Genomic DNA, 25,911 nt, shown 5'->3' on the forward strand with positions numbered 1-25,911 from the left:
ATCTATGAAAATTGGAAAATAGAGAAAGGGCGGACAAACTAAATGGGTGTATTTGTTAATAAAGATACAAAAGTAATTGTCCAAGGCATTACCGGTGGAACTGCTAGATTCCACACGAAACAAATGCTTGAATACGGGACAAAAATCGTAGGAGGAACTTCACCGAAAAAAGGTGGTTCAGAAGTGGAAGGTGTGCCTGTTTTTAACACCGTTCAGGAAGCGGTTGATGCGACAGGTGCGAATGCGTCTGTAATCTATGTACCAGCACCGTTTGCGGCTGACGCAATCATTGAGGCAACGGATGCTGAACTTGATTTAGTCATCTGTATTACAGAGCATATTCCAGTACTTGATATGGTAAAAGTGAAGCGCTATATGGAAGGGAAGAAAACTCGTTTAATCGGCCCGAACTGTCCGGGTGTTATTACAGCTGACGAGACAAAGATTGGAATTATGCCTGGATATATCCATAAAAAAGGCCATATCGGAGTCGTTTCTCGTTCGGGAACACTTACTTACGAAGCAGTACATCAGCTGACACAGGCTGGTTATGGCCAAACTTCCGCTGTTGGTATTGGCGGGGACCCAGTTAATGGTACTGACTTTATTGATGTCCTTGATGCCTTTAATAAGGATCCGGAAACGGAAGCAGTGATTATGATCGGGGAAATCGGCGGAACTGCTGAAGAAGAAGCGGCAGAATGGATAAAAGATAATATGACGAAACCAGTAGTAGGCTTTATTGGTGGAGCAACTGCACCCCCAGGAAAACGGATGGGACATGCTGGTGCTATCATCTCCGGCGGAAAAGGTACAGCCGAAGAGAAGACCCGCGTCATGAAAGATTGTGGCATTACTGTTGCTGACACACCTGCTGTTATGGGTGAAACGATGATTAAAGTATTGGAAGAAAAGGGCTTAGCTGAAAAGTGTAAAACCCTTTAATAAAATGAAAGAGGGCTGAAAGTACGCTTTTAGCCCTCTTTACTAATAAAAAGGATGTGAGGACAGTGAAGAATATTCGTTATCGATTGATTCATGTCCATCTGACGAATATAGCAAGCAGGAAAATGATTTATCGTTTTATGCTGAAAGATCCAACTCTAGCCTCGCTTTATGAAATGACCCCAACAGAATTAAACCAGCATTTTTCCCTTCGTATCGACACAGCAAATAAGCTCCATGCTCGCCTAAAAGATCCCGAATTAAAAAAACGCTTTATTGATGTGATAAAGCAATATAAGATCATTACAATAGTTGACGAGGCCTATCCATCCATGTTAAGAAAAATAAAAGATGCTCCGCTTGTACTCTATGCTTGTGGGGATATATCTTTATTAAAGCAAAGTAAAATATTAAGTGTCATCGGTTCCCGCAAACCATCTGGTGAGGCAATCCCGAAAATGGAGCATATCCTTCGTCCGTTGGTGCGGGATGAATGGGTAATCGCAAGTGGTATGGCAAAGGGAATAGATGGCTATGCTCATCAACTTACACTCGACCATCACCATAAAACAATTGCTGTTTTGGGTGGTGGCTTTGAATATATTTACCCGAAGGAACATATTACATTATTTAATGAGATAAGGAGAAGCGGCCTTGTTATTAGTGAATATCCTCCTTTTGTGCGACCGGCGAAACATCATTTTCCAGAGAGGAACCGGATTATAAGTGGGATATCCTTTGGCATACTGGTGATTGAAGCGATGGAAAGAAGCGGGACGATGATAACGGTTGAACAGGCGCTTGATCAAGGAAGAGAAGTCTTCGCCGTTCCAGGATCACCCCTCATTCCTCAAACTAAAGGCTGTCACCTCCTTATCCAAGAAGGAGCCAAACTAACGCAACATGCCAGTGACATTCAAGAAGAATGGCTATCACAACAACAATTAGACAACTACAAAGTTGTGCGTTAACTCACAGGAATTCTACTGGGTCCCTCGAAAAGCGAATGTAGTTCCTTCTATTATAATGTCACTTTTTTACCATTAAAACGCTGATTTTTTAAAAGTGTAAATAGTACTTTTAGATAATAAGTTTGACAAAAGCTCTGTAAGTCATTAGTATAAGTGAAGATTTCATTTTTAAACCTCATCTTAGGAGGAAATGTTATGTCAGATTACTTAGTGATTGTTGAGTCGCCAGCAAAGGCGAAGACAATCGAACGATATTTAGGAAAAAAATATACTGTAAAAGCTTCAATGGGACATGTCCGTGATTTGCCAAAAAGCCAAACGGGTGTAGACGTGGAAAATGACTATGCCCCCAAATATATAACAATCCGTGGTAAAGGCGAAGTGTTAAAAGAACTGCGCAAAGCCGCGAAAAAAGCAAAGAAAATATACCTGGCAGCTGACCCGGACAGAGAAGGGGAAGCTATCGCATGGCACCTAGCCCATGCCTTAAAAGTTGATGAAGACTCCGATTGCCGTGTTGTGTTCAATGAAATTACAAAAGACGCAATTAAAGAGTCATTTAAACACCCACGATCAATTGATCATGATTTGGTTGACGCACAACAAGCAAGACGAATACTCGACCGGCTCGTCGGTTACAATATCAGTCCTTTACTTTGGAAGAAAGTGAAAAAAGGATTAAGTGCAGGAAGAGTTCAATCTGTCGCATTGAAAATGATCATTGACCGAGAAAAGGAAATCGTTAACTTTAAACCAGAGGAATATTGGACGATTGAAGCTTTATTTCAAAAAGAAAAAGAAACATTTGAAGGTAATTTCTATGGCGTGGACGGAAAAAAGCAGGAATTAAAGTCTGAAGAAGATGTGCAAAACATCCGGAAAAAACTTACCGAAGATTATTTCCGTGTAGAAAAAGTAAATAAACGGGAACGAAAAAGGAATCCTGCTAAACCGTTTATTACATCATCCCTGCAACAAGAAGCTGCAAGAAAGCTGAACTTTAGAGCAAGAAAGACGATGATGGTTGCCCAGCAGCTTTATGAAGGGATCGATTTAGGAAGGAAGTCTGGCGGGATTACAGGACTCATCACTTATATGCGTACAGATTCCACCAGAATTTCTGAGACAGCGAAAGAAGAAGCGAAAGGCTATATTGAAGAGAAGTATGGAAAAAAATTTATAGGTTCACAAAAAAGTTCAGCAAATAAACCGGGAGCACAAGATGCCCACGAAGCAATTCGCCCGACGTCCGTAATGCGTGATCCCCGTTCTTTAAAAGAGGTACTCTCTAATGATCAGTACCGACTTTACAAACTAATTTGGGAAAGATTTATTGCGAGTCTTATGTCACCTGCAGTAATGGATACTGTGACTGCTCATTTACTAAATAATGACGTTGAATTTAGAGCAACTGGTTCCCAAATCAAGTTCGAGGGCTTTATGAAAGTTTATATCGAAGGTACCGACGATAATAAAAAGGTGGAAAATAAATTACTTCCAGATCTGGAAGAAGGAATGAAGATTGAAGCAAAAGAAATTGATCCGAAGCAACACTTCACACAACCACCGCCGCGATATACAGAGGCACGCCTCGTCCGTGCAATGGAAGAATTAGGGATTGGTAGACCGTCTACCTATGCACCTACCCTTGACACGATTCAGCGAAGAGGCTATGTGTCTATTGATAATAAAAGATTCATTCCAACAGAGCTTGGAACAATTGTAAATGACGCTGTAGAAGAGTTTTTCCCAGAAATAATCGATGTAGATTTTACAGCTGATATGGAAAAAGATTTGGATGCAATTGAAGAAGGTAAAACAGGCTGGGTGGAAGTAATTGATAACTTCTACAAAGACTTTGAGAAGCGTCTAGATTTCGCTGAGAAAGAAATGGAAAAAATCGAGATTAAAGACGAACCTGCTGGTATTGAATGTGAGAAATGTGGCCATGAAATGGTCTATAAAATGGGAAGATACGGTACGTTCATCGCTTGTTCGAATTTCCCGGATTGCCGTAATACGAAGCCAATATTAAAAGAAATCGGTGTAGACTGTCCGAAATGTAAAGAAGGAAATATTGTTGAGCGTAAATCGAAAAAACGCCGAGTATTCTATGGCTGTGACCGATTCCCAGAATGTGATTTCGTATCTTGGGACAAACCAATCGCACGTCCTTGTCCGAAGTGTGAATCTTTACTAGTTGAAAAGAAAGTGAAAAAAGCAACCCAAGTACAATGTACAAATTGTGATTATAAAGAAGTCGAACAAAGCTAGCTGTTCATTCCGATGAGCAGCTTTATTTTTTTGCTAAAATTATGAATACATAAGGAATAGAATGGTAATAGTGATAATAACGAAAGAATCTTTATTATTTCATTAGATTAATTTTGTAAAATGTGAGATACTATACAACGGTAAAAATTTAGACTCTTATCTAATAAGTCATTCACAAAATGTTCACCAAATTGTATTTTTCAAAATAAATTAAAATACTCTTGATTGACTATATATTATCCTAGGCATATAATTGTTTAGTGGCGGGCATGATTCGGGCTTAGAAGTGGAAAGATAAGTCAAATTATTTCGATATGCAGTAATATAGACCGATTCTGAATTTTGTTTTTATTTTGGTAAATTAATTGATTTCAAACATAGGCTATGTTATTATTTATTCAGGAAAATGATGGGGTGAAGAATTGGAGGATTTTGTACAAAAAAGTCAAGGATTTGTAGCATATCTTCAAATAGAAAAAAATGCTTCCCCTTATACAATTGAATATTATCAAGATGATCTGCAATCCTTCTTTCATTTTTTAAAGGGAGAAGGGATAACGAGCCTTAAGGACGTTGATCCACAAGTTGTTCGTGTTTATTTAACCCAATTGTTTAACCAGGCGTTGTCGAGAAAATCCGTATCACGAAAAATATCATCCCTGAGAAGCTTCTATAAATATTTGGAAAGGGAAGATGATACGTATACGAATCCTTTCGTTCATATTCATTTGCCAAAACAAGAACGCGCTGTTCCCGGATTTTTATATATGGAGGAACTGGAGAAACTGTTTGAAGTAAATGATATGGCTGACCCATTAGGTCAACGTGATCAGGCATTACTGGAAATTTTATACGGAACTGGGATACGGGTTAGTGAATGCCAAGGCTTACTGCTTGAGGATATCGATTTTTCTGTAGGGACGATATTAGTAAGAGGTAAGGGGAGAAAGGAAAGGTATGTACCCTTTGGCCGATTTGCAGAGATTGCTCTCGAAACATATTTGACAGAGGGCCGGGTATTATTGTTGGAGAAGGCGAAAAGTAATACGGATGCCGTTTTTTTAAATGCCAGGGGCGCGCCCCTTACAACAAGAGGGATTCGTCTCATCTTAGATAAAATGGTGGATAAAGCGGCATTAACAATTAATCTCCATCCACATAAATTACGTCATACATTTGCGACTCATCTATTGAATGAAGGGGCAGATTTGCGTACTGTGCAGGAATTATTAGGTCATGAAAATTTGTCTTCCACCCAAATCTATACGCATGTTACAAAAAGTCATTTGCGCGATATTTACATGAAGACACATCCGCGGGCAAATGATAAATAGTTAATCGGGACGCGAGGTGAAGAAGATGTCAAATGAGATGCATGCTACAACCATTTTTGCCATTCAACATAATGGAAGTTGTGCGATATGTGGAGACGGTCAGGTTACACTAGGAAATGCAGTAATTATGAAACACCGGGCGAAAAAGATCCGTAAATTATATAATGAGCAAGTATTGGCTGGATTTGCAGGTTCAGTAGCGGATGCTTTCACCCTTTTTGAAAAATTCGAGAGCTATTTGAATGCATATAACGGTAATTTGACCCGAGCAGCTGTCGAACTTGCTAAAGAGTGGCGCAGTGACCGGGTCCTCCGGAAGTTAGAAGCCATGCTGATTGTTATGAATAAAGAAAGTATGTACCTTGTATCAGGAACAGGAGAAGTAATTGAGCCCGACGATGGGATTCTTGCAATCGGTTCAGGAGGAAACTATGCATTAAGTGCTGGTAGAGCTCTTGTGAGACACTCGAATAGTTTGTCTGCTGAACAAATAGCGAGAACTGCTCTTGAGGTGGCTGGAGAAATTGATGTATATACGAATGACCAACTCACCTTAGAGGTACTCAATTAATAGGAGGTATTTCCAAAGTATGGGAATGGAGCTTACTCCAAGACAAATTGTTGAACAATTGGATAAATACGTTATCGGGCAAAAGAGTGCAAAGCGATCTGTTGCCGTTGCCCTCCGGAATCGTTATCGACGCATGCAACTGGACGATACGATTAAAGAAGAAATTGTGCCGAAGAATATTTTAATGATCGGTCCTACTGGTGTAGGTAAAACCGAAATTGCCCGCAGGCTTGCGAAAATGGTAAAAGCGCCTTTCATTAAAGTTGAAGCAACGAAATTCACAGAAGTCGGTTACGTCGGTAGAGATGTGGAATCGATGGTTCGGGATCTCGTTGAAATGTCCGTCCGCATGGTGAAAGAAGAAAAGCTTGTGAATGTGCAAGAAGCGGCCGAGAAGGAAGCGAATAAACGATTGGTTAATTTGCTCGTTCCGCAAACTAAGAAACAGACACAGATGAAGAATCCTTTTGAAATGCTTTTCACAAACCAATCAGCAAGCGATGATGTGGGTACAGATGATCCTAAAGACGCAGAAATCAGGAATAAGCGTGAGCAAGTTGAACGAATGCTTGCCCTTGGAGAAATGGAAGACAAAATCGTTACGGTAGAAATTGTTGAGACACCACCTTCCATGTTTGATATGCTGCAAGGTTCGGGCATGGAGCAAATGGGGATGAATATGCAAGATGCCCTTGGACAATTTATGCCAACGAAAAAGAAGAAGCGTAAACTGCCGGTCCGTGAAGCAAGGGAAGTGCTAACGCAACAAGAAGCACAGAAACTTGTCGATATGGAAGAGGTTGCTCAGGAAGCAACAAAGCGTGCAGAACAGACTGGAATTATCTTTATCGATGAAATCGATAAAGTAGCTGGTGGCGGGAGTGAGCAAGCAAATGTCTCCCGAGAAGGTGTCCAGCGGGATATCTTACCGATAGTTGAAGGATCCACAGTCGTTACAAAACATGGTCCAGTTAAAACAGACCATATTTTATTCATTGCTGCAGGTGCCTTCCATATGTCGAAACCATCTGATTTAATTCCCGAACTTCAGGGGAGATTCCCGATTCGGGTGGAATTGGAGAAGCTATCGGTAGAAGATTTCAAGCAGATACTGACAGACCCTTCAAATGCGCTGACAAAGCAGTATGAAGCATTATTACAAACGGAAGAAATCACGATAGTATTTAAAGAGGATGCCATTGAGCGTCTCGCGGAGGTTGCTTATCAAGTCAACCAAGATACCGATAATATCGGGGCACGGAGACTTCATACTATTCTTGAGAAGTTATTAGAAGATTTATTGTTTGAAGCTCCAGATATTACAATGGAAACAATTGAAATAACTTCGGCGTATGTCGATCAAAAATTAGGCAATATTGTAAAGAACAAAGACTTAAGTCAATTCATCTTATAAAATAAAACACAAATGGAGGATTTCTAATGAAACTATTAGACAGAGCAAGAAAAATTAATGCAATGTTACAAAAAACAGCAGGTAAATCAGTGAACTTCAATGAGATGTCCGCTACATTACGTGACGTAATTGGTGGCAACATCTATATCGTAAGCAGAAGAGGGAAACTTCTTGGGGTTGCGGTAAGTCAAGAGATTGAAAATGAACGTATGAAGCAAATGCTAGAGGAAAGACGTTTTCCTGAAGATTATACACAAGGTTTATATAATGTTTATGAAACAACAGCAAACCTTGACATTAACAGTCCGCAAACCGTGTTCCCTGAAGAGAACAAAGAGCTCTTTAAAGATGGGCTGACAACAATTGTCCCAATTCTTGGTGGGGGAGAGCGCCTTGGAACATTGATTCTCGGACGTGTAGAAAATGCTTTCAATGATGACGATTTACTTTTGGCTGAATATGGTGCAACAGTTGTCGGAATGGAAATTCTCCAGGAGAAATCCGAAGAAATTGAAATGGAAGCAAGAAGTAAAGCTGTTGTTCAAATGGCTATCAGCTCCCTTTCTTATAGTGAGCTAGAAGCGATCGACCATATCTTTGAAGAATTGAACGGTAATGAAGGTCTACTCGTTGCAAGTAAAATTGCCGACCGTGTAGGTATTACTCGTTCAGTGATTGTGAACGCACTCCGTAAGTTGGAAAGTGCTGGAGTAATCGAGTCTCGTTCATTAGGTATGAAAGGAACATATATTAAAGTTTTAAATGATAAATTCTTAGTCGAACTTGAGAAATTACGTTCCAGATAAGTTGATGTTAAAATCAATACACAAAGGCGCAAGTGCCCGTTAAGCAACGTACAAACTGGAGCACTCCGGAATGAGATGAAGGAAACATGCCCCTTTAGGGGTATGTCGCTGTTGGGCTTTAGCCCGTATTTAAGCGGCCCTCCTTTAGTTCTGAGTTGATGTTGACTTATCGATTGAAGGAGTGTGAAGTTTGATAGTTGCTGGGCGCTGGAGCCGGACGTGGCTAGCCCTGGATACCTAAGTATCACAGCATTTTGATTTTATGGTTTCTTATACATAAACAAATGGAAAACATGAAGGAATTGTTTTCCATTTGTTTATTTTTTGTCAAATTTACTTATAGGTACATAAAGGTTTTAATTCGTTTCAACTAAATCTTTTGACACATGTATAAAGAACTGTGTTATAATAAGTTGTCGAACTTTGATTGGATTTCTATGCAAAAAAACGAATTTATTTATCTGATTTCTGTCGAATGTCGGTATAAATCAAGTAAAAAAATACTTTAGTTCTAGTTCTTTATGACTGTTTTGTCGAATTGTGTTAGAAAAACATGAAAAAGATAGACATTCTATAGGAATTAAATTACAATATGCGTAGTAGTAATTTATTAGTTGACCGAACCAATAGCAAATTGGACATAGGAGGAAAAATCGTATGGATTTATATGGCGGAACCATTTCGAATTTGGAAAGTTCGCTAGATTATGCTTCAGCTAGAAACCGGACGATTTCCAACAACATCGCAAATGCGGACACCCCTGGTTATAAGTCGCAGGACGTTGTTTTTAAACATGTGCTTCGTGATGAAATGAACAGCCAAATTCAAGCGAAACGAACACACCCACGGCATATTCCGTTTTCTAGTTCAAAAGGACCGAATCACCAAATGGTTACCAATAAAAACACAATGTATCAGCATAACGGGAACAATGTGGATATTGACAAAGAAATGACGGAACTTGCAAAAAACCAAATCTATTATAATGGTTTGATCGATCGGATCAACGGAAAGTTTGGCAGCTTGCAAACAGTTATAAGAGGAGGTAATTAAAGTTGTCGATCTTCCATAGCATTAATACGAGCGGCAGTGCATTAACTGCTCAGCGTCTTAGAATGGATGTTGTTTCATCAAATATCGCAAACAGCGAATCGACCAGATCCAGAGTGGATGAAAATGGTGAGTGGGAACCGTATCGCAGGAAGATGGTTTCCTTTCAAAATGAAGGAGCAAGCTTCCGTTCCCATCTACAGGCTGCAAATAATAAAGCGAATGGTACAGAAGGAGTGCGAGCTTCCGTAATTACAGAAGACGAAACACCCTTTAAGATGGTTTTTAATCCAAATCACCCAGATGCTGATGAAGCAGGCTACGTAGCAATGCCAAATGTAGATCCATTGCAAGAAATGGTTGATCTTATGAGTGCCACTAGGTCTTACGAAGCGAACATAACCGCTTTGAATGCAAGTAAAGGACTACTAATGAAAGCACTCGAAATTGGAAAATAGAAGTGTAAGGAGCAGGTAATATGAATATTCAGCTCAATCCCCATATGAAAGTACAACCGGACATGGCAGTGAATAATCGGGCCACTCCGGCGGAAGCCCAAGCAAATTTTGCAAACACGTTAAAGGGTGCTATCGAGAATTTGAATGAATTGCAAGTTGAATCCGATAGAATGACAGATAAACTCGCTTCAGGAGAAGTACAAGATTTGCATCAAGTCATGATAACCGCCCAAAAAGCGAGTATCACACTTGAGACGACGGTAAAATTACAGCAAAAAGCAATTGATGCCTATAACGAAATAATGCGGATGCAAATATAATGTAAAACGACTATCGAAGAATATACATAGTATGTAACTATTTGATAAGCAGTGTATAGTGGTGGAGGATTTTATGAAGGAAAAGTTATTGAAATGGAAAGAGTCATTTACAGCGTTTTGGAGAAATCGTTCAAAACAGCAAATGATATACATTGGATCGGCCGCAGGCATCCTTATCGTTATTATCGGCATCTCTTTTTACATGTTTAGCTCGAATGAAAGATTTGTGCCATTATATTCTAATTTATCCATTCAGGAAACGAGTCAAATAAAAGCTGAACTTGATACAAGAAGTGTGCCTTATGAGTTAAAGGATAGCGGTACGACCATAACCGTGCCTGAAGACCGAGTAGATACATTACTTGTTGAACTTGCCGGACAAGGGCTACCGAGTAGTGGGAATATTGATTATTCTTTCTTCAGTGAGAACTCATCTTTCGGGACTACAGATAATGAGTTTAATATGATGAAACTAGATGCGATGCAAACGGAATTAGCGAATTTAATTACAAGTATAGATGGCATCCAAAGTGCAGAAGTAATGATTAATCTGCCGGAACAGACTGTATTTGTTGGCGAGGATACAGGGGAAACAACTGCAGCGATTGTGCTCGAAACGCAACCAGGCTATCAGTTTGAAGAACATCAGATTCGTGCCCTTTATCATTTAGTATCAAATGCAGTTCCGAATTTATCAAAAGAAAATATTGGGATCATGAATCAGTATTTTGAGTACTATGACCTTGAAAACAATTCCCAATATGCAGTTCAAAATGCCCACGATTATCAACAAACCGTAAAAAAAGAAGTGGAGCGTGATGTCCAGCGTAGGCTGCAGCAGATGTTAGGGGCAATGGTTGGGCTTGATAACGTGATTGTGTCGGTTACCGCAGATATCGACTTCACACAGGAAAACCGGGTAGAAGAATTAGTTGAACCGGTTGATATTGAAAACATGGAAGGTCTTCCGGTGAGTTTAGAAACTATTCAGGAATCCTATACGGGAGACGCGGGTGAAGGTGGTGTCCCTGGAAGTGGCGAGAATGATGTGACAAACTACCCAGGTGCAGTAGCTGGAGAAGGTGGAGATTATGAGTTTGATAAGGAAGCAATCAATTATGAGTTTAATCGAATTCGTAAAGAAATTGTGGAAAGTCCCTATAAAATTCGTGACCTCGGTATTCAAGTTGCAGTCGACCGCGTGAAAGAAGGAGATGAAGAGAATCCGCAATTTCTGACGCAACAGGAGCAAAATGCGGTAGAAGAAGGAATATCATCGATTCTTGCCTCCATTCTCAACACGTCAATCGACACAGAAGACGGCGAGGTAGACCCAGAGGATAAATTCTCCATTGTCTTTCAGGAATTCTCGGGTAATCCCATTATAGAAGAAGCGGAAAGTGCCGCTATTCCTACTTGGGTTTATATTGTTGCGGGAATTTTATTCTTACTCATTCTGGTGTTAGTCGGATTGCTAATACGGAATAGACGAGCATCTGAGCCAGAATCAGTAGAAGTAGAAGAAGAAGCTCCGCGTAGAGAAGTTACGCAAAAGGTTCCTGATTTACCCGAACAAGATGAATCAGAATCAGTTGTTCGCAGGAAGCAATTAGAGAAGATAGCCGAGGAAAAACCGGAAGACTTTGCTAAATTATTAAGAAGCTGGATTGGCGAGGATTAGGAGGAAAGTGTTCATGGCAAGACAGAAACTTACCGGGAAACAAAAAGCGGCGATTCTATTAATCTCGTTAGGTCCCGATGTTTCCGCTCAAGTTTATAAACATTTAACGGAAGAAGAAATCGAGAAGCTAAGCTTAGAGATTTCTTCCGTTAAACGGGTGGATTCGGAAATGAAAGAAGAAGTTATTGAACAATTTCATCAAATAGTAATCGCTCAGGATTATATTACGCAGGGTGGTATCGGTTATGCGAAAACGGTTCTTGAAAAAGCTTTTGGTAAGCAGGAGGCTACTTCTATTATCAATCGCCTTACCTCATCCTTACAGGTAAGGCCTTTTGATTTTGCTAGAAAGGCGGATCCCCAGCAAGTGCTTAACTTTATTCAAAATGAACACCCTCAGACAATTGCATTAGTGCTGTCTTACCTAGAACCGGAACAATCGGGGCAAATTCTTTCCGAACTGCCACAAGACGTACAGGCAGATGTCGCAAGAAGAATCGCAACGATGGATTCCACTTCGCCTGAGATCATTGCTCAAGTAGAGCGTGTGCTAGAGAATAATCTATCGGCATCATTAACAGAGGATTATACACAAACGGGTGGCATCCAAGCAGTAGTAGAAGTGCTGAATGGGGTTGATCGTAGTACAGAACGAACTATTCTCGACACTCTAGAAGCACAAGATCCAGAGCTTGCTGACGAGATTAAAAAACGTATGTTTGTCTTTGAAGATATCGTTATTCTGGATAACCGGGCAATTCAGCGTGTTATCCGAGAAGTCGAAAATGATGACCTCCGTCTTGCACTGAAGGTTGCAAGTGAGGAAGTGAAAGGTGTTATTTTCACTAACATGTCTGAACGGATGGCGGAGACCTTTAAAGAGGAAATGGAATATATGGGACCAGTTCGTTTACGTGATGTGGAAGAAGCCCAAATGCGAATCGTTGCAACAATCCGCAGACTAGAAGATATTGGTGAAATTGTTATCGCGAGAGGTGGGGGTGACGACATCATTGTCTAGAGCGATGGAATCAAATGAACTTCCAAAACGAGAAATTAAAGTTAAGCCGATTGAATATATGAGAAAACAGTCGTCAGAAAAAGAATCAGAAGAAGCAGCCGAAAACGTGTTAGCGTATCTTCAACAAGCAGAAGAAGAGCTAGAACAAATAGAGCAACGGAAGGCGACGATGCTTGCCGAAGTACAGACGGAAATCAGCAAAGCGCGGGAAAACTGGGAAGAAGAAAAAGCTGTACTCATGGAAACTGCCGAGAAGGCTGGGTACGAAGCTGGTTTCCAAGCGGGAAAGAAAGCAAGCATAGAACAGTACGAATCTCTACTAGCTAAGGCCAACAGCATTGTCGACCTTGTTAAAGTTGACTATCAAAAGACTTTAGAGCAGACAGAATATGTCATTACCGACATTGCTATTCATACAGCAGAAAAAATTCTTGGTGAAAAACTGAACGAATCACCTGAAAAGTTCTTAGAAATTGTCAGACTGGCATTAAAGGAAATCAACGATCAATCCGTTGTATCCATCTATCTTCATCCTAATAATTATGAAACTGTGTTGGCGCAAAAGACTGAACTGAAGCGGATGCTAGAGAAAGATACGAAACTATCTCTATACATAGATGAAGAGTTACCGGAAAATAGTTGCATCATCGAACATCCTTTTGGGCAAATCGATGCATCCATCGACACCCAGCTCGAAGCAATCCGCAACGTTTTAAAAGAATTAGTAATGGAGCATGAATAATGATAGTAGAAGACTATATTCAAGCGATTGAAAATGCTGATCCTTATAAACGCTATGGTAAAGTTTCGCGTGTTGTTGGAATAATGATTGAATCACTCGGACCTGAAGCAAACATAGGAGAGGTCTGCTATATTCATTCTGCGACAAAGAAACGGAACCCGATACTAGCGGAGGTAGTAGGATTTAATAACGAGAATATTATCCTCATGCCATACAGTGAAGTGACGGAGATTGGTCCGGGATGTTTAGTCGAATCGACCGGAAAACCTTTAACGATTAAAGTGGGTAGAGGGTTGATAGGTACGGTGGTAGATTCGCTCGGTAACCCGCTTGATGGCTCTCCGTTACCTAAGGGATTGTCCAGTTATTTGACGGAACAAGCGCCACCAAACCCACTAGAAAGACCGCCGATTCATGAGGCGAATCAAGTCGGTGTTAAAGTTATTGATGCCCTGCTTACGATGGGGAAAGGTCAACGTGTCGGTTTATTCGCAGGAAGTGGTGTGGGAAAAAGTACTTTACTAGGCATGATTGCTAGAAACAGTAATGCAGATATTAATGTCATTGCATTAATCGGAGAGCGGGGCAGAGAAGTGCGAGAATTTATCGAAAAAGATTTAGGCCCAGAAGGTTTGGCAAAATCTATCGTAGTTGTCGCCACATCTGACCAGCCTGCACTTATGCGAATTAAGGGTGCTTATACCGCTACCGCTATTAGTGAATATTTTCGGGAACTTGGTTTTCAAGTTAATTTACTAATGGATTCTGTTACCCGTGTTGCCATGGCGCAACGGGAAATTGGTCTTGCCGTCGGTGAACCGCCGACTACGAAAGGATATACCCCGTCTGTGTTTTCCATCTTGCCCAAATTACTGGAACGAACAGGTACGAATGCATTAGGTGCAATTACCGCATTTTACACCGTTCTTGTCGACGGAGACGATATGAATGAACCGATCGCGGATGCTGTTCGAGGGATATTAGACGGACACTTTGTAATGGACCGGAAATTAGCGGAGCGCGGCCAATATCCCGCAATCAATGTATTGAAATCAATCAGCCGTGTCATGAACCAAATAGCAAGTCCAGAGCACAAGCAAGTGGCCAGTGAGATACGTTCTTTGATGGCGACATATGAAGAAAATAGTGAATTAATCCATATCGGAGCGTATAAGAAAGGCTCCAACCAAGAGATTGATCGTGCTATTACGTATTATCCGAAAATCCAGCATTTTTTAAAGCAAGATGTTCAGGAAGATAATACTATAGAAGAAGCGATTGATATGATGAGCCAGAGCATTAATGGAGGAATGTCCTGATGTCACAAACCGTCTCATTAACGAAATTATTGAATGTTCGAGAAAATGAGAAAAAAGTTGCACAGAAAGCATTTTTAAATTCACAGGAAGCTTTTGAAAAAGTAGCTACAAAGCTATACGAGCTTCTCAAGAAAAAGGAAATGGCAGAAGAATCCTATGATGAATTTATTCAAGATCAGACACCACTTGAACGTATTAAAGAACAGATTACGTATATTGAGAATCTGAATGATGCAATCATCCATTTGCAAAGAGAAGTACAATTTGCAAGAACTCAAATGGAACAGAAACAACAGCATTTAACAGATGCGCATATTGAAGTGAAGAAGTTCGAAAGCATTATCGAAAAACGAAAACAACAGGAAACAGACAGAAGAGCAAAGCTGGAAAAAGCGTTTATGGATGAAATTTCAATCAACCAATACTTAAGTAATCAAAAATAGGTGAATTAAATGGCCAGTAACATGAACAATGAAAGAAAGAAAATTAATCCTGTCCTATGGCTGTTATTTGCGGTCATTATTCCTCTTCTCATCATTATTGTGATTATCGTTGTCATCTTAAACTTTGCCGGATTCAGTGTTGTGGATTGGACAAAGGAGAAGGGAAGCGAGCTTCCTGTTATATCAAACTTTATAACAAGTCCAGATGAGGATGCTCTGGAAAAGGAGGCTTCCCGTTTAACGGAGGAACTGGAAACAAAGTCAGACGAACTGGAGCAGATGGAGAGTTATATAGCTGACCTTGAAGCAACGCTTGATCAAATGGAACAAGAAGCATCCCGAGAGGAAGCGATCAGTTCATCAGATGGACTTGATGAACAAGATGACGAAGACACAACAGAGGAAATAGATAAATCCTTAAGAGATATGGCAAAAACATTTGAAGAAATGAAAGCTTCAGGTGCTGCAGCCATTCTGGCTAATATGGATGAGGACCGGATTGTGCTTATACTAAGCGAGCTTCCGAACGACGCGCGAGGCGATATTTTACAAGCGATGGAAGCAGAACTTGCTGCTAAATTGGCTGCAAAAATGCTGAATTAATGAATGAACACCTCATGAAAGGGGGTGAGAAACTGGAAGCGAATATGACGTTATGGCAATGGGTCGCTTTTATGGATTATCCAACTAAAGTAGGATCATCACCTGCCGAGTCGGATGAATTACAAAATGGCTCTGATTTTACGTACATGCTTGACGAGAAACTGACAGATTTGACAAAGACGAAGCAGGAGAATCGGACTGATGAGACGTCTGTGGAACAAGATGATTTACTTGAAATGCTGCGTTCCTTTTTCACGAAGCTAGATAAAGAAGACTTATTATCTATACTTGATGAGCTGGAAGAAACCGATGGTGTCTCTTGGGATGGAATGTTAACTGTTGAGGAAAAAGCTGTTACGGAGCCTTCCACTAAGAAAACGGAAGATGACCCGCAAATAGTCAAGGAGACTGATGAAAAGGCAGATCTTGTTGAAACAATTCTAACCTTGATTCATGCATTGCCTACAGAAAAAAGGGAAGAGTTTATCGGTAAATTCACTGGGCAAATGGAGCAGGTATCTGAAACGGATTTTGCACGAATATCAGGAGATTTACCATCAAACTTAACAAACAACATATCAGTAAATCCTCCTGTTGACATGGCGGAACTAGAGAAGGAAGTCAATGAATTGTTCGTGGAAATTGAACAAAAACTCTCGCTGATTGAGACACAAGAAGATGTAGCAAAAGTCGCTCCGAAAATTCTTGAGTATTTAATGGCTTGGCAACAACTGAGTGAAAAAGCAGGTAACCAAACTGAATTATTGCCGTTTGTAAAAAGAGAAACTAATAACCAAACACCGGCAATTTGGCAGGATCTTGTAAAGCTTTATCAACAGAAGATGAATTTTCATACAAAAAGTGTATATGCACTCGAATCAAAAGTGACGAACACAGATATCATCCGGTGGATCGGTAATGCTTTCGAAATGACAGTCCACAAAGAACAGCCAGTTACAACTGCTCAGGCACAGCCTGTGCAAATGCCAATTTCACAAGTGGAGCAAATGGTTATCCATCTGCCGTCAAACTCGGATAACAATCAAGTAGGAAAAGCGTTGATAGAACAGTTCAACCGATTGATTGATTCGAAGAGCATAGTCTTCCAGCAACCAAAAGGACAGCTTGCGATCACATTAAAACCGGCTAACCTTGGAGAAATGCTCGTACGCTTTACCCAGGTTGATGGGGAAATGATTGTAAAAATCATGGTTACAACGAATGCTGCAAAGAAAATGCTTGAAGCAAACGGACAACAATTAAGGCATATGTTCGCACCGCATCAAGTTGTGATTGAAAGAAATGAGACACTCGTACAACAATCACAAGCAACTTATAAAGAAGAAGGACAAGCGGAGGGACATGAGCAAGATGATCAATCAACTTCTGATCATAAGGAAGAAAAGGATGAAAATGAAACATTTGCAAGTCTTTTTGATGAATTGATTTTAAATGAGAAAGTGTAGGTGAAGATATGTATAAAGTTGATCCATCCTTCTACTTATCCAATCAACCGAATACAAGGGAGCCTAAGCCGGATCTTGATAAAGAGGGTTTTATGAAGATTCTAATCACACAGCTTCAGCAACAGGATCCAACTGATCCGATGGATAGTAAGGAAATGGTGGCGCAAATGACACAGCTTTCTTCTTTAGAACAGATGATGAATATGTCGCGTTCCATTGAAATGCTCGTCCAAAGCCAACTCGTTTCACCTGTGATTGAATACAGTCATATGATTGGGAAGTTTGTCTCTTACGAATTGGATAATGAAGACTCGGAAGAAGAAACTGAAAATAAAATGAAAACGGGTCGAGTTGTTGGAGTCAGTCAAAAAGATGGCTGGGCAATACTTGAACTTGAAAATGGCGATAAAGTATATGCGGACGCTGTTAGAGAAGTAAGAAGTGAAGGTGAAGATTAAATAGGGATAAAGAGGATGTGAATGGTTATGGATCACCGTATACACCAAATACCGAAGCAAGCATTACATTTTCCTAAATCCATTCCGGCAAAGCAGCAGACTTCGAATGTTTCTTTTAACGATATTTTAACAGAACAGCAGAAATTGAAAGTTAGTAAACATGCTTCTGATCGAATAAAGGAAAGGAACATCGATATCCCAGAGGAACTTTGGCAAACCATAGGGGAAAAAGTGCAAGAAGCAAGACAAAAAGGTATTACTGATTCATTAGTGGTATTGAATGAAGCAACTCTATTAGTCAGCGCAAAGAATAATACTGTTGTAACTGCGCTTGATCGGCAGGAAGCGGGTAACCGAATCTTCACAAATATTAATGGAACGATTTTAATTGATGAGTAGGCTGGACCATATTGGAAGCCCAATAAGCTATCGACTGATTGACATAGCTTAATAAAAATAATGCATATTAAAGGAGAAATTAATTATGTTACGTTCTATGTATTCAGGTATTTCAGGTATGAAAAACTTTCAAACGAAACTAGATGTCATCGGGAATAATATCGCCAACGTCAGTACTTCAGGATTTAAAAAAGGGCGGGTTACATTTCAAGAAATGATGAGTCAAACGACAGCATCCGGACAAGCAGCAACAGCAACACGGGGTGGAAAGAACGCTTCCCAAGTCGGTCTCGGTTCCCAACAAGGAACAATTGATAATATCCATACCCAAGGATTCCGTCAAACGACGAATAACCCACTTGACCTTTCTATTCAAGGGGATGGGTATTTTGCAGTTGAAGCTAATGGAGAAACCTTTTACACAAGAGCCGGTAACTTCTATCTGGATGACCAAGGATATGTTGTGAACGCTGATGGAATGTATTTGCAGACAGTGGATGGCGAACGAATTGAAATACCAGATAATGTTCAAAGCTTCAATATATTAACAGATGGTACTGTTGAGTATATCGATGCTGAAGGCGAGCGGCAAAATGCCGGTCAAATTGCAGTTGCCATTTTCTCGAATCCATCTGGATTAGTAAAAGATGGAAATAACTTATACAGAGAATCGGGAAGTTCTGGACCAGCGACCCTCGTGGCACCAGAATCAGATCAGAGTACATCAGCAATCATCAGCAACTCCCTCGAAATGTCTAACGTTGACTTAGCAGAGGAGTTTACGGAAATGATTACCGCTCAGCGTGGTTTCCAGGCGAATACGAGAATTATTACGACATCTGATGAGATTCTCCAAGAAATGGTAAATCTAAAACGATAATAAGGAGGAGCGGGGTGACTTACTAAGAGGTTCGTCACTCCCGCCAAATTTATGAATTTATGATTGAATTAAAGAAGTTAAATGGCGAGTCGTTTGCCTTAAATGTAATTCTAATTGAGCAAGTCCAAGCACTTCCAGATACGACAATCACACTAATCAATGGCAAAAAGGTAATTGTCCAAAACACAGTAGCTGAAGTACTCCACTTAATTAAAATGTTTTATAAGGAAATCGGCTTGCAGGAAGTTTACAAACAAGTAGGTGACCAAAATGAGTAGATTAGTAAAAGTTATGATCACATCTCTCGCAGTCTTATTAGTCGGAGCAATTTCCGCCTTGATTGTTGTATTGAATGTACAAGGGGCAGATGAAGAAAAAGAGCTGACGATTGATGAGGTTGTAAAATATTCTTATGAGACACCAGAAATCGTCACGGATCTGCAGGACGGGACGTTTGTCAGAATTCAATTTCAAATTGTAACAGACGGTAAAGCTGCTCATGAAGAAATAAGTTTACGAGATTTCCAACTAGTGAATATACTGATTAAGGAACTCGCTGTCATGGACGTGGAAACATTCAAAACAGGACTAGGTGATCTCGAGGCAACAATTAAAGATAGTTTGAATGAAGTAATGACAGAAGGATCGATCACCGATGTATACACAATTGATAAAATACTGCAGTAAGAACTCCTCAGAAGGAGGTGTGGAACAAGATGGAAGAAATACTGTCTCAAAATGAGATTGATGTGTTGCTTTCGGCAATCACATCCGGAGAAATGGATGCAGAAGAATTAAAGAAGGAAGAAGAAGAGAAGAAGATTCGTGTCTATGATTTCAAACGGGCATTACGGTTTTCAAAAGACCAGATTCGCAGTATTTCCAGGATCCATGAAAACTATGCCCGCATGCTGACAACTTTTCTATCTTCGCATTTACGAACCTATGTACATATAGCTGTAACCTCCGTTGATCAGGTGCCATATGAAGAATTTGTCCGGTCCATATCCTCGCTGACCGTATTAAATCTATACAGCATGTCGCCATTAAAGGGAAATTTGCTTATTGAAGTCAATCCGAATGTCGCCTATGCGCTACTTGATCGAACCTTAGGTGGGAAAGGAACTACTGTTTCAAAAACGGATAGTTTAACAGAAATTGAAGTTATTTTACTGAAGCAAATATTTGAAAAGGCAACTTATAATCTGAAAGAAGCATGGTCAACTTTGATTGAAGTTGAACCGGTTCTTGAAGAGTTTGAAGAGAATCCACAATTCATCCAAATGGTCGCACCGAATGATACAGTTGTCGTTGTATCCATGTCGGCGGCAATTGGGGAAACGACAGGCATGATTAATCTATGTATCCCACATACTTTGCTGGAACCGATTATTCCCAAGTTATCGGCTCATTATTGGATGGATAATACCGCAGCAGAGCCGGATGAGAATGCCTACCGGAAATTAAGCAATAATTTACAAACTGCTGAAGTGGATGTTCGTGCGATTCTCGGGGAGACAACCATTTCGATCAATGAATTTTTAAAGTTGCAATCAAATGATATTATCGCGCTTAACCAGCAGATTGAAAATCCATTGTTGCTTACGGTGAACGAGGAACCAAAATTTTATGTTCAAGCGGGTAAGCAGAAGAGAAAGATAGCTGTTCAAGTACTAGAGGAAATTAAAAAGGGGGTTAACGCCCATGAATGATGGTATGTTATCTCAAGATGAAATTGATGCACTTCTCAATATAGGTACAGAGGAGGATGATAAACAAGAACCCGGCAACGATACTTACTTATCCGATATAGAGATTGATACAATCGGAGAAATTGGAAATATCTCCTTTGGAAGTTCTGCCACAACCTTATCGACATTACTCAACCAGAAGGTAGAAATAACTACTCCATCTGTAAGTATTATTGAAAATGAGGAATTGGCAAAAGAATTTACTTTCCAGCCGGTTAGTATCCAAGTTGATTATACGAAAGGCTTTACAGGAAGGAACATCCTTGTCATAAAAGCAACGGATGCAGCGATTATTGCTGATATTATGCTAGGTGGAGATGGGAAAGAGCCGGATGAAACACTTCCGGAAATATATATAAGTGCTGTCCAGGAAGCAATGAATCAGATGATGGGAACAGCGGCCACTAGCATGTCTACCGTTTTCAATAAAAAAGTGGATATATCTCCACCACAGATTATTGAAGGTTCAATCGAATCGGAAGCGAAAGAGATTTTCCAAGAAGATGTTTATGTCAAAATATTTTTCCGTCTCATTGTTGGTGACTTAATCGATTCAAACATGATGCAGCTCATTCCATTAGGTTTTGCTAAGGAATTAGTGGCTGACTTGCTGTCGGGTACTGCGGAAGAGCAATCCGCTGCCAAACAGGAAGCGGCTGCAACGAGCACTGTGGAATCACCCGCAAGAGATGCGTTTAAGTCTGAGGACGGACATCAAGCACAGGAACCTATCCGGAAACCGGAAGTGCAAAAGAAACAAACTCAACCAACTGAATCCCAATATCTTGGCAATGCGTTCGATCAAGAGCGTCCAGCAGTCGAACAAGCAACGTTTTCTGAATTCGAACCTGCACCACTTTCACAAAATGAGCAGAATAACTTAGATATGTTACTCGATATCCCTCTTAAAGTGACAGTGGAGTTAGGAAAGACGAAGAAAACGATAAGGGATATTCTCGATTTATCGCAAGGTTCTATTGTAGAATTGGATAAACTTGCGGGAGAACCAGTTGATATTTTAGTTAATGGGAAGTTGATTGCAGAAGGCGAAGTTATTGTTATTGAAGAGAACTTCGGTGTACGGGTAACCGACATAATCAGTCAATCCGACCGAATAATGAAACTTAAATAAATTTATTGTAGGAGGATTAGAAAATGGCTAATAAAATTTTAATTGTTGACGATGCAGCATTTATGCGTATGATGATAAAGGATATTTTAGCGAAGAATGGTTACGAAATTGTTGGGGAAGCCCAGGACGGGAAAGAAGCAGTAGAAAAGTATAAGGAGTTACAACCCGATCTTGTAACGATGGATATTACAATGCCTGAAATGGATGGAATTACTGCGCTAAAGGAAATCAAAGGTATTAATCCAGATGCTACGATCATTATGTGTTCAGCTATGGGGCAACAGGCGATGGTTATTGATGCAATTCAGGCGGGAGCTAAAGATTTTATCGTAAAACCATTCCAGGCTGACCGTGTATTAGAAGCTATCCAAAAAGCTTTGAGCTAAGCGTCTATGTCTATGAAACCTATCGTTACGTTTTTTATAATCTTTTCAGTTTTCTTATGCGGCTTGTTTGGGGAGATCAGTTATATACATGCTGAGCCGGAATATGTTGATGAATGCCTGGAAAATCCGGAACGCTGTGAAGAACAAGTGACAGAAGACGAAAGTAATGAAAATACCGAATTACTGCAACAAGAAGAACCTGGTTCCTTATTCTTTCAAATTGTTCGCTTAGTGTTTGCGTTATTGCTTGTCGTAGGATTAATTTATGTTTTTCTCTATTTTTTAAAGAGAAGAAATAAAATCGGCAATCGTATTAAGAGTTTGGAAAATGTTGGAGGTATTCCAGTTGGTCAGAATAAAACGGTCCAACTAATCCGTTTAGGCAACAAACTTTATCTGATTGGGGTTGCTGAAAATATTACCTTACTGGAAGAGCTTGATGATCCGACTTTAATGGAAGAGATTATGAGAGCGAAAAAAGAACAAGAGAGCGAACTGGATGCTAGTAATATACTTTCTTCAATTCTGAACAAGAATCAGAAAGAAAAGGTGGAAGAGGATCAATTTAACCGCCTGTTCAATCAAGAACTGAATCGTCTGCAAAAAACGCGAAAATCTATTATCGAAAGAAATAAGGAAGATAGAAATGAATGAATTTATTGAGATATTTTCCAGTTCAGATCCCACAAATATATCGACTTCTGTTCGCTTGATTTTATTGCTGACGGTTTTTTCACTGGCACCAGGGATTTTAATTCTTATGACTTCTTTTACACGTATTGTCATTGTGCTTTCATTCGTTCGCACATCCCTCGCGACACAGCAAATGCCGCCCAACCAGGTGTTGATTGGGTTAGCACTATTTCTATCGTTCTTTGTCATGGCGCCTACCTTTCAAGAGGTTTATACCGAAGCGCTTGACCCATTGTTCGCGGAGGAAATTACATTGGATGAAGCTTATGAGAATGCCAGTGTACCCATGAAAGAATTTATGTCAAAGCACACCCGGCAAAAAGATCTTGCGTTATTTTTAAATTATTCAGAGGCTGAACCGCCGGAAACTATACAAGATATTCCATTAACGACATTGATTCCGGCCTTTGCAATTAGTGAACTGAAGACTGCTTTTCAGATGGGATTCATGATTTTCATTCCATTTCTCGTTATAGATATGGCAGTTGCTAGTATTCTAATGTCCATGGGAATGATGATGCTTCCGCCGGTAATGATTTCACTACCTTTTAAAATTCTTTTATTTGTGCTTGTTGACGGTTGGTATTTAGTCACCCATTCGTTACTGACAGGGTTTTAGCGTGAATTTACTGGAGGAAGGTGTTCTATATGACGAGCGAATTTGTTTTAGCACTTGCTGAGCGTGGTATCTATACAATTTTACTTGTAGCAGGTCCACTGCTCATACTCGCCCTTGCGGTGGGATTATTAGTCAGTATTTTCCAGGCAACAACACAAATTCAAGAACAGACATTAGCCTTTATTCCGAAGATCGTTGCAGTATTAATCGGGCTTATTTTTTTCGGCCCATGGATGTTGACAACGATGGTGGAATTTGGTGCCGATATATTTCAAAATTTAAATGTACTTGTAGGGTAAGCAATGCTTGAATTAATTGATTTAAACCGACTGCCAATATTATTACTTGTTTTTGTTCGTTTGTTGTCATTTTTTATCGTTATTCCATTATTTTCTTATCGGACGATTCCAATGCCGTTCCGCATTGGATTCAGTTTCTTTTTAGCACTCATACTTTTCCAGACAATTGATACATCCATTTTAGCGCTGGATCATACATATATTTTTCTTGTAGTGAAAGAGGCGCTTGTTGGCCTGCTGATTGGATTGATAGCTTTTATCATTGTCTCGGCATTGCAAGTTGCCGGGGGATTTGTTGATTTCCAGATGGGTTTTGCAATCGCCAATGTCGTTGATCCGCAAACAGGTGCACAAAGTCCACTAACGGGACAATATTTTTATATGATTGCCCTCTTATTCTTACTTGCCGTGGATGGACACCATTTGATTATTGATGGAATTTTTACAAGTTACGAATTCGTGCCAATCGATGCTTATCTTCCGCTTCATGAGGAATCGATTGCGGAATTTATTATTCAGGCATTCAATTATATGTTTATTATTGCTTTTCAAATGGCTATTCCCATCGTTGGCACGCTATTTCTTGTGGATATTGCGCTTGGTATTATTGCACGTACTGTACCGCAATTGAATGTATTTGTTGTCGGATTGCCGCTGAAAATATTTGTCAGCTTTATGGCGATTTTAATTTTCTTAGCCCTTTTTATGACTGCGGTAGAGAATTTATTCGGTACGATGCTTCAAACGATGCGGCAATTATTGAGGATTTTCGGAGGTGCGTAGCATGCGGTTGACAATGGATTTACAGTTTTTTGCTGGAGAAAAAACTGAAAAAGCGACCCCAAAAAAACGTCAGGATGAACGGAGAAAGGGACGGGTTGCGAAAAGCCAAGATATTAATACGGCTATATTACTCGCACTTTGCTTCTTGGCTCTGTTCATTTTTGGCGGTTTTATTCTTGAAACGATGCTGACGTTCTTCATTCAAGCATTTACAAACTTCATTCATTGGGATGTTACGATTGAATCAGTTGCTACGGTCTTGAATGGGGCAACACTTGAAGCCGCGAAAATGCTTGCACCGATCATGCTGATTGCCATAATTGCTGGATTCGCCTCCAACCTTATCCAAACGAGAGGTGTATTGTTTTCAACGGAACCATTAAAATTTGATTTGAAGCGAATCGATCCGATTCAAGGTGCGAAACGGATTTTTTCAATTCGTGCTTTAGTTGAACTTTTAAAATCCCTTTTAAAAATCACTTTTATTGGTGCGATCACCTTCAGCGTGATTTGGATGTATAAAGATGAGGTACTCATGCTAATGTTTACAAATGCAGAGAGTGCGCTTGCATTGTTTGGAAGAGTCGCAATTATAATGGGCTTCTCTGCTACTGTCGCACTTCTTTTCTTAGCGGTACTCGATTATTTTTACCAGAGATTTGACTTTGAAAAAAATATGCGGATGTCGAAACAAGATATTAAAGATGAGTATAAGAATATGGAAGGTGATCCGCTGATCAAATCGAAAATTAAAGAGAAACAACGCATGATGGCGACGAGACGTATGATGTCGGAGGTTCCAGAAGCGGATGTTGTTATTACGAACCCGACCCATTTTGCGATTGCTCTTAAATATGATGAAGATAAAGCAAGTGCACCTTACGTGCTTGCTAAAGGTGTGGATCACACTGCGCGGAAGATCAGAGAAATTGCCGAACAACATGATATAGCAACTGTAGAAGATAAACCTCTTGCACGATCACTCTATAGCATCGTTGAAGTTGGGGAAACAATCCCGGAAGAGTTCTATCAGGCTGTTGCGGAAATATTGGCATATGTGTATCAAATGGATAATAAAGCAAGATCTTGAGGA

At 40.0% G+C, this 25,911-nt stretch carries 30 protein-coding genes; all 30 read left to right on the top strand.

The window, feature by feature from the left end; genetic code table 11:
• Nucleotides 1-42 precede the first annotated feature (42 nt).
• Entirely contained in the window at nt 43-945 is a 903-nt protein-coding gene (gene sucD, locus SPD53_RS03170; protein ID WP_156855467.1) for a succinate--CoA ligase subunit alpha, read from the top strand.
• Between the two features lie 65 nt (nt 946-1,010).
• Entirely contained in the window at nt 1,011-1,916 is a 906-nt protein-coding gene (gene dprA / locus SPD53_RS03175) for a DNA-processing protein DprA (RefSeq protein ID WP_198042594.1), read from the top strand.
• A 195-nt stretch (nt 1,917-2,111) separates the two neighbouring features.
• Complete coding sequence (gene topA, locus SPD53_RS03180; protein WP_336251631.1) at nt 2,112-4,190, top strand: type I DNA topoisomerase; 2,079 nt, start codon at nt 2,112-2,114, stop codon at nt 4,188-4,190.
• Nucleotides 4,191-4,612: 422 nt separating this feature from the next.
• A complete protein-coding gene (gene xerC, locus SPD53_RS03185; protein ID WP_336251632.1) occupies nt 4,613-5,524 on the top strand; it encodes a tyrosine recombinase XerC in 912 nt (303 codons plus the stop codon).
• A 25-nt stretch (nt 5,525-5,549) separates the two neighbouring features.
• Entirely contained in the window at nt 5,550-6,095 is a 546-nt protein-coding gene (hslV, locus tag SPD53_RS03190) for an ATP-dependent protease subunit HslV (protein WP_156855464.1), read from the top strand.
• A gap of 19 nt (nt 6,096-6,114) precedes the next feature.
• A complete protein-coding gene (hslU, locus tag SPD53_RS03195; RefSeq protein ID WP_442946158.1) occupies nt 6,115-7,509 on the top strand; it encodes an HslU--HslV peptidase ATPase subunit in 1,395 nt (464 codons plus the stop codon).
• A 26-nt stretch (nt 7,510-7,535) separates the two neighbouring features.
• Entirely contained in the window at nt 7,536-8,315 is a 780-nt protein-coding gene (codY, locus tag SPD53_RS03200) for a GTP-sensing pleiotropic transcriptional regulator CodY (RefSeq protein ID WP_156855462.1), read from the top strand.
• A gap of 657 nt (nt 8,316-8,972) precedes the next feature.
• Nucleotides 8,973-9,368, top strand: a complete 396-nt coding sequence (flgB, locus tag SPD53_RS03205) for a flagellar basal body rod protein FlgB (RefSeq protein ID WP_336251633.1) — start codon at nt 8,973-8,975, stop codon at nt 9,366-9,368.
• A gap of 2 nt (nt 9,369-9,370) precedes the next feature.
• On the top strand, nt 9,371-9,823 hold the full coding sequence (gene flgC, locus SPD53_RS03210; RefSeq protein WP_156855460.1) for a flagellar basal body rod protein FlgC: 453 nt from the start codon (nt 9,371-9,373) through the stop codon (nt 9,821-9,823).
• Between the two features lie 20 nt (nt 9,824-9,843).
• A complete protein-coding gene (fliE, locus tag SPD53_RS03215; RefSeq protein WP_156855459.1) occupies nt 9,844-10,143 on the top strand; it encodes a flagellar hook-basal body complex protein FliE in 300 nt (99 codons plus the stop codon).
• Between the two features lie 73 nt (nt 10,144-10,216).
• The gene (fliF, locus tag SPD53_RS03220; protein WP_336251634.1) at nt 10,217-11,824 is read left to right on the top strand and encodes a flagellar basal-body MS-ring/collar protein FliF; all 1,608 of its coding nucleotides are present in this window, start codon (nt 10,217-10,219) and stop codon (nt 11,822-11,824) included.
• Between the two features lie 13 nt (nt 11,825-11,837).
• Complete coding sequence (gene fliG, locus SPD53_RS03225) at nt 11,838-12,845, top strand: flagellar motor switch protein FliG (protein WP_156855457.1); 1,008 nt, start codon at nt 11,838-11,840, stop codon at nt 12,843-12,845.
• 4 nt (nt 12,846-12,849) lie between these two features.
• Nucleotides 12,850-13,587: a flagellar assembly protein FliH gene (gene fliH / locus SPD53_RS03230; RefSeq protein WP_198042593.1), complete on the top strand. Its 738-nt coding sequence runs from the start codon at nt 12,850-12,852 to the stop codon at nt 13,585-13,587.
• Nucleotides 13,587-14,906, top strand: a complete 1,320-nt coding sequence (gene fliI, locus SPD53_RS03235) for a flagellar protein export ATPase FliI (protein WP_198042592.1) — start codon at nt 13,587-13,589, stop codon at nt 14,904-14,906. The genes fliH and fliI overlap by 1 nt, the downstream gene beginning before the upstream one ends.
• The gene (fliJ, locus tag SPD53_RS03240) at nt 14,906-15,349 is read left to right on the top strand and encodes a flagellar export protein FliJ (protein WP_156855455.1); all 444 of its coding nucleotides are present in this window, start codon (nt 14,906-14,908) and stop codon (nt 15,347-15,349) included. The genes fliI and fliJ overlap by 1 nt, the downstream gene beginning before the upstream one ends.
• Nucleotides 15,350-15,370: 21 nt before the next feature.
• The gene (locus tag SPD53_RS03245; RefSeq protein WP_198042591.1) at nt 15,371-15,952 is read left to right on the top strand and encodes a magnesium transporter MgtE N-terminal domain-containing protein; all 582 of its coding nucleotides are present in this window, start codon (nt 15,371-15,373) and stop codon (nt 15,950-15,952) included.
• A gap of 14 nt (nt 15,953-15,966) precedes the next feature.
• Entirely contained in the window at nt 15,967-17,418 is a 1,452-nt protein-coding gene (locus tag SPD53_RS03250; protein ID WP_198042590.1) for a flagellar hook-length control protein FliK, read from the top strand.
• 8 nt (nt 17,419-17,426) lie between these two features.
• Nucleotides 17,427-17,876, top strand: a complete 450-nt coding sequence (gene flgD, locus SPD53_RS03255) for a flagellar hook assembly protein FlgD (protein ID WP_156855452.1) — start codon at nt 17,427-17,429, stop codon at nt 17,874-17,876.
• A gap of 27 nt (nt 17,877-17,903) precedes the next feature.
• Entirely contained in the window at nt 17,904-18,275 is a 372-nt protein-coding gene (locus SPD53_RS03260) for a TIGR02530 family flagellar biosynthesis protein (RefSeq protein ID WP_188855723.1), read from the top strand.
• 85 nt (nt 18,276-18,360) lie between these two features.
• The gene (flgG, locus tag SPD53_RS03265; protein ID WP_188855724.1) at nt 18,361-19,155 is read left to right on the top strand and encodes a flagellar basal body rod protein FlgG; all 795 of its coding nucleotides are present in this window, start codon (nt 18,361-18,363) and stop codon (nt 19,153-19,155) included.
• A 59-nt stretch (nt 19,156-19,214) separates the two neighbouring features.
• Nucleotides 19,215-19,433 (top strand): flagellar FlbD family protein, encoded by a 219-nt coding sequence (locus tag SPD53_RS03270; protein WP_336251635.1) that lies wholly within the window; start codon nt 19,215-19,217, stop codon nt 19,431-19,433.
• Nucleotides 19,426-19,842 (top strand): flagellar basal body-associated FliL family protein, encoded by a 417-nt coding sequence (locus SPD53_RS03275; protein WP_156855448.1) that lies wholly within the window; start codon nt 19,426-19,428, stop codon nt 19,840-19,842. The genes SPD53_RS03270 and SPD53_RS03275 overlap by 8 nt, the downstream gene beginning before the upstream one ends.
• A gap of 29 nt (nt 19,843-19,871) precedes the next feature.
• On the top strand, nt 19,872-20,867 hold the full coding sequence (gene fliM, locus SPD53_RS03280) for a flagellar motor switch protein FliM (protein ID WP_156855447.1): 996 nt from the start codon (nt 19,872-19,874) through the stop codon (nt 20,865-20,867).
• A complete protein-coding gene (gene fliY / locus SPD53_RS03285) occupies nt 20,860-22,038 on the top strand; it encodes a flagellar motor switch phosphatase FliY (RefSeq protein WP_336251636.1) in 1,179 nt (392 codons plus the stop codon). The genes fliM and fliY overlap by 8 nt, the downstream gene beginning before the upstream one ends.
• A 23-nt stretch (nt 22,039-22,061) precedes the next feature.
• Nucleotides 22,062-22,424: a response regulator gene (locus SPD53_RS03290; RefSeq protein ID WP_156855445.1), complete on the top strand. Its 363-nt coding sequence runs from the start codon at nt 22,062-22,064 to the stop codon at nt 22,422-22,424.
• A 6-nt stretch (nt 22,425-22,430) separates the two neighbouring features.
• Nucleotides 22,431-23,078 (top strand): flagellar biosynthetic protein FliO, encoded by a 648-nt coding sequence (locus SPD53_RS03295; RefSeq protein ID WP_336251637.1) that lies wholly within the window; start codon nt 22,431-22,433, stop codon nt 23,076-23,078.
• Nucleotides 23,071-23,736 carry a flagellar type III secretion system pore protein FliP gene (gene fliP / locus SPD53_RS03300; protein WP_336251638.1) on the top strand — a complete coding sequence of 222 codons (666 nt, stop codon included), beginning with the start codon at nt 23,071-23,073 and terminating at the stop codon, nt 23,734-23,736. The genes SPD53_RS03295 and fliP overlap by 8 nt, the downstream gene beginning before the upstream one ends.
• A 29-nt stretch (nt 23,737-23,765) precedes the next feature.
• Nucleotides 23,766-24,035 carry a flagellar biosynthesis protein FliQ gene (gene fliQ / locus SPD53_RS03305; RefSeq protein WP_156855442.1) on the top strand — a complete coding sequence of 90 codons (270 nt, stop codon included), beginning with the start codon at nt 23,766-23,768 and terminating at the stop codon, nt 24,033-24,035.
• A gap of 3 nt (nt 24,036-24,038) precedes the next feature.
• Nucleotides 24,039-24,818, top strand: a complete 780-nt coding sequence (gene fliR / locus SPD53_RS03310) for a flagellar biosynthetic protein FliR (RefSeq protein ID WP_336251639.1) — start codon at nt 24,039-24,041, stop codon at nt 24,816-24,818.
• Between the two features lies 1 nt (nt 24,819).
• A complete protein-coding gene (gene flhB, locus SPD53_RS03315; protein ID WP_188855731.1) occupies nt 24,820-25,908 on the top strand; it encodes a flagellar biosynthesis protein FlhB in 1,089 nt (362 codons plus the stop codon).
• Nucleotides 25,909-25,911 lie beyond the last annotated feature (3 nt).

Origin of the sequence: Oceanobacillus sp. MO10714A (assembly GCF_037072045.1) — a bacterium.
In the GTDB taxonomy this organism is placed as follows: Bacteria; Bacillota; Bacilli; order Bacillales; family Amphibacillaceae; genus Oceanobacillus; species Oceanobacillus indicireducens.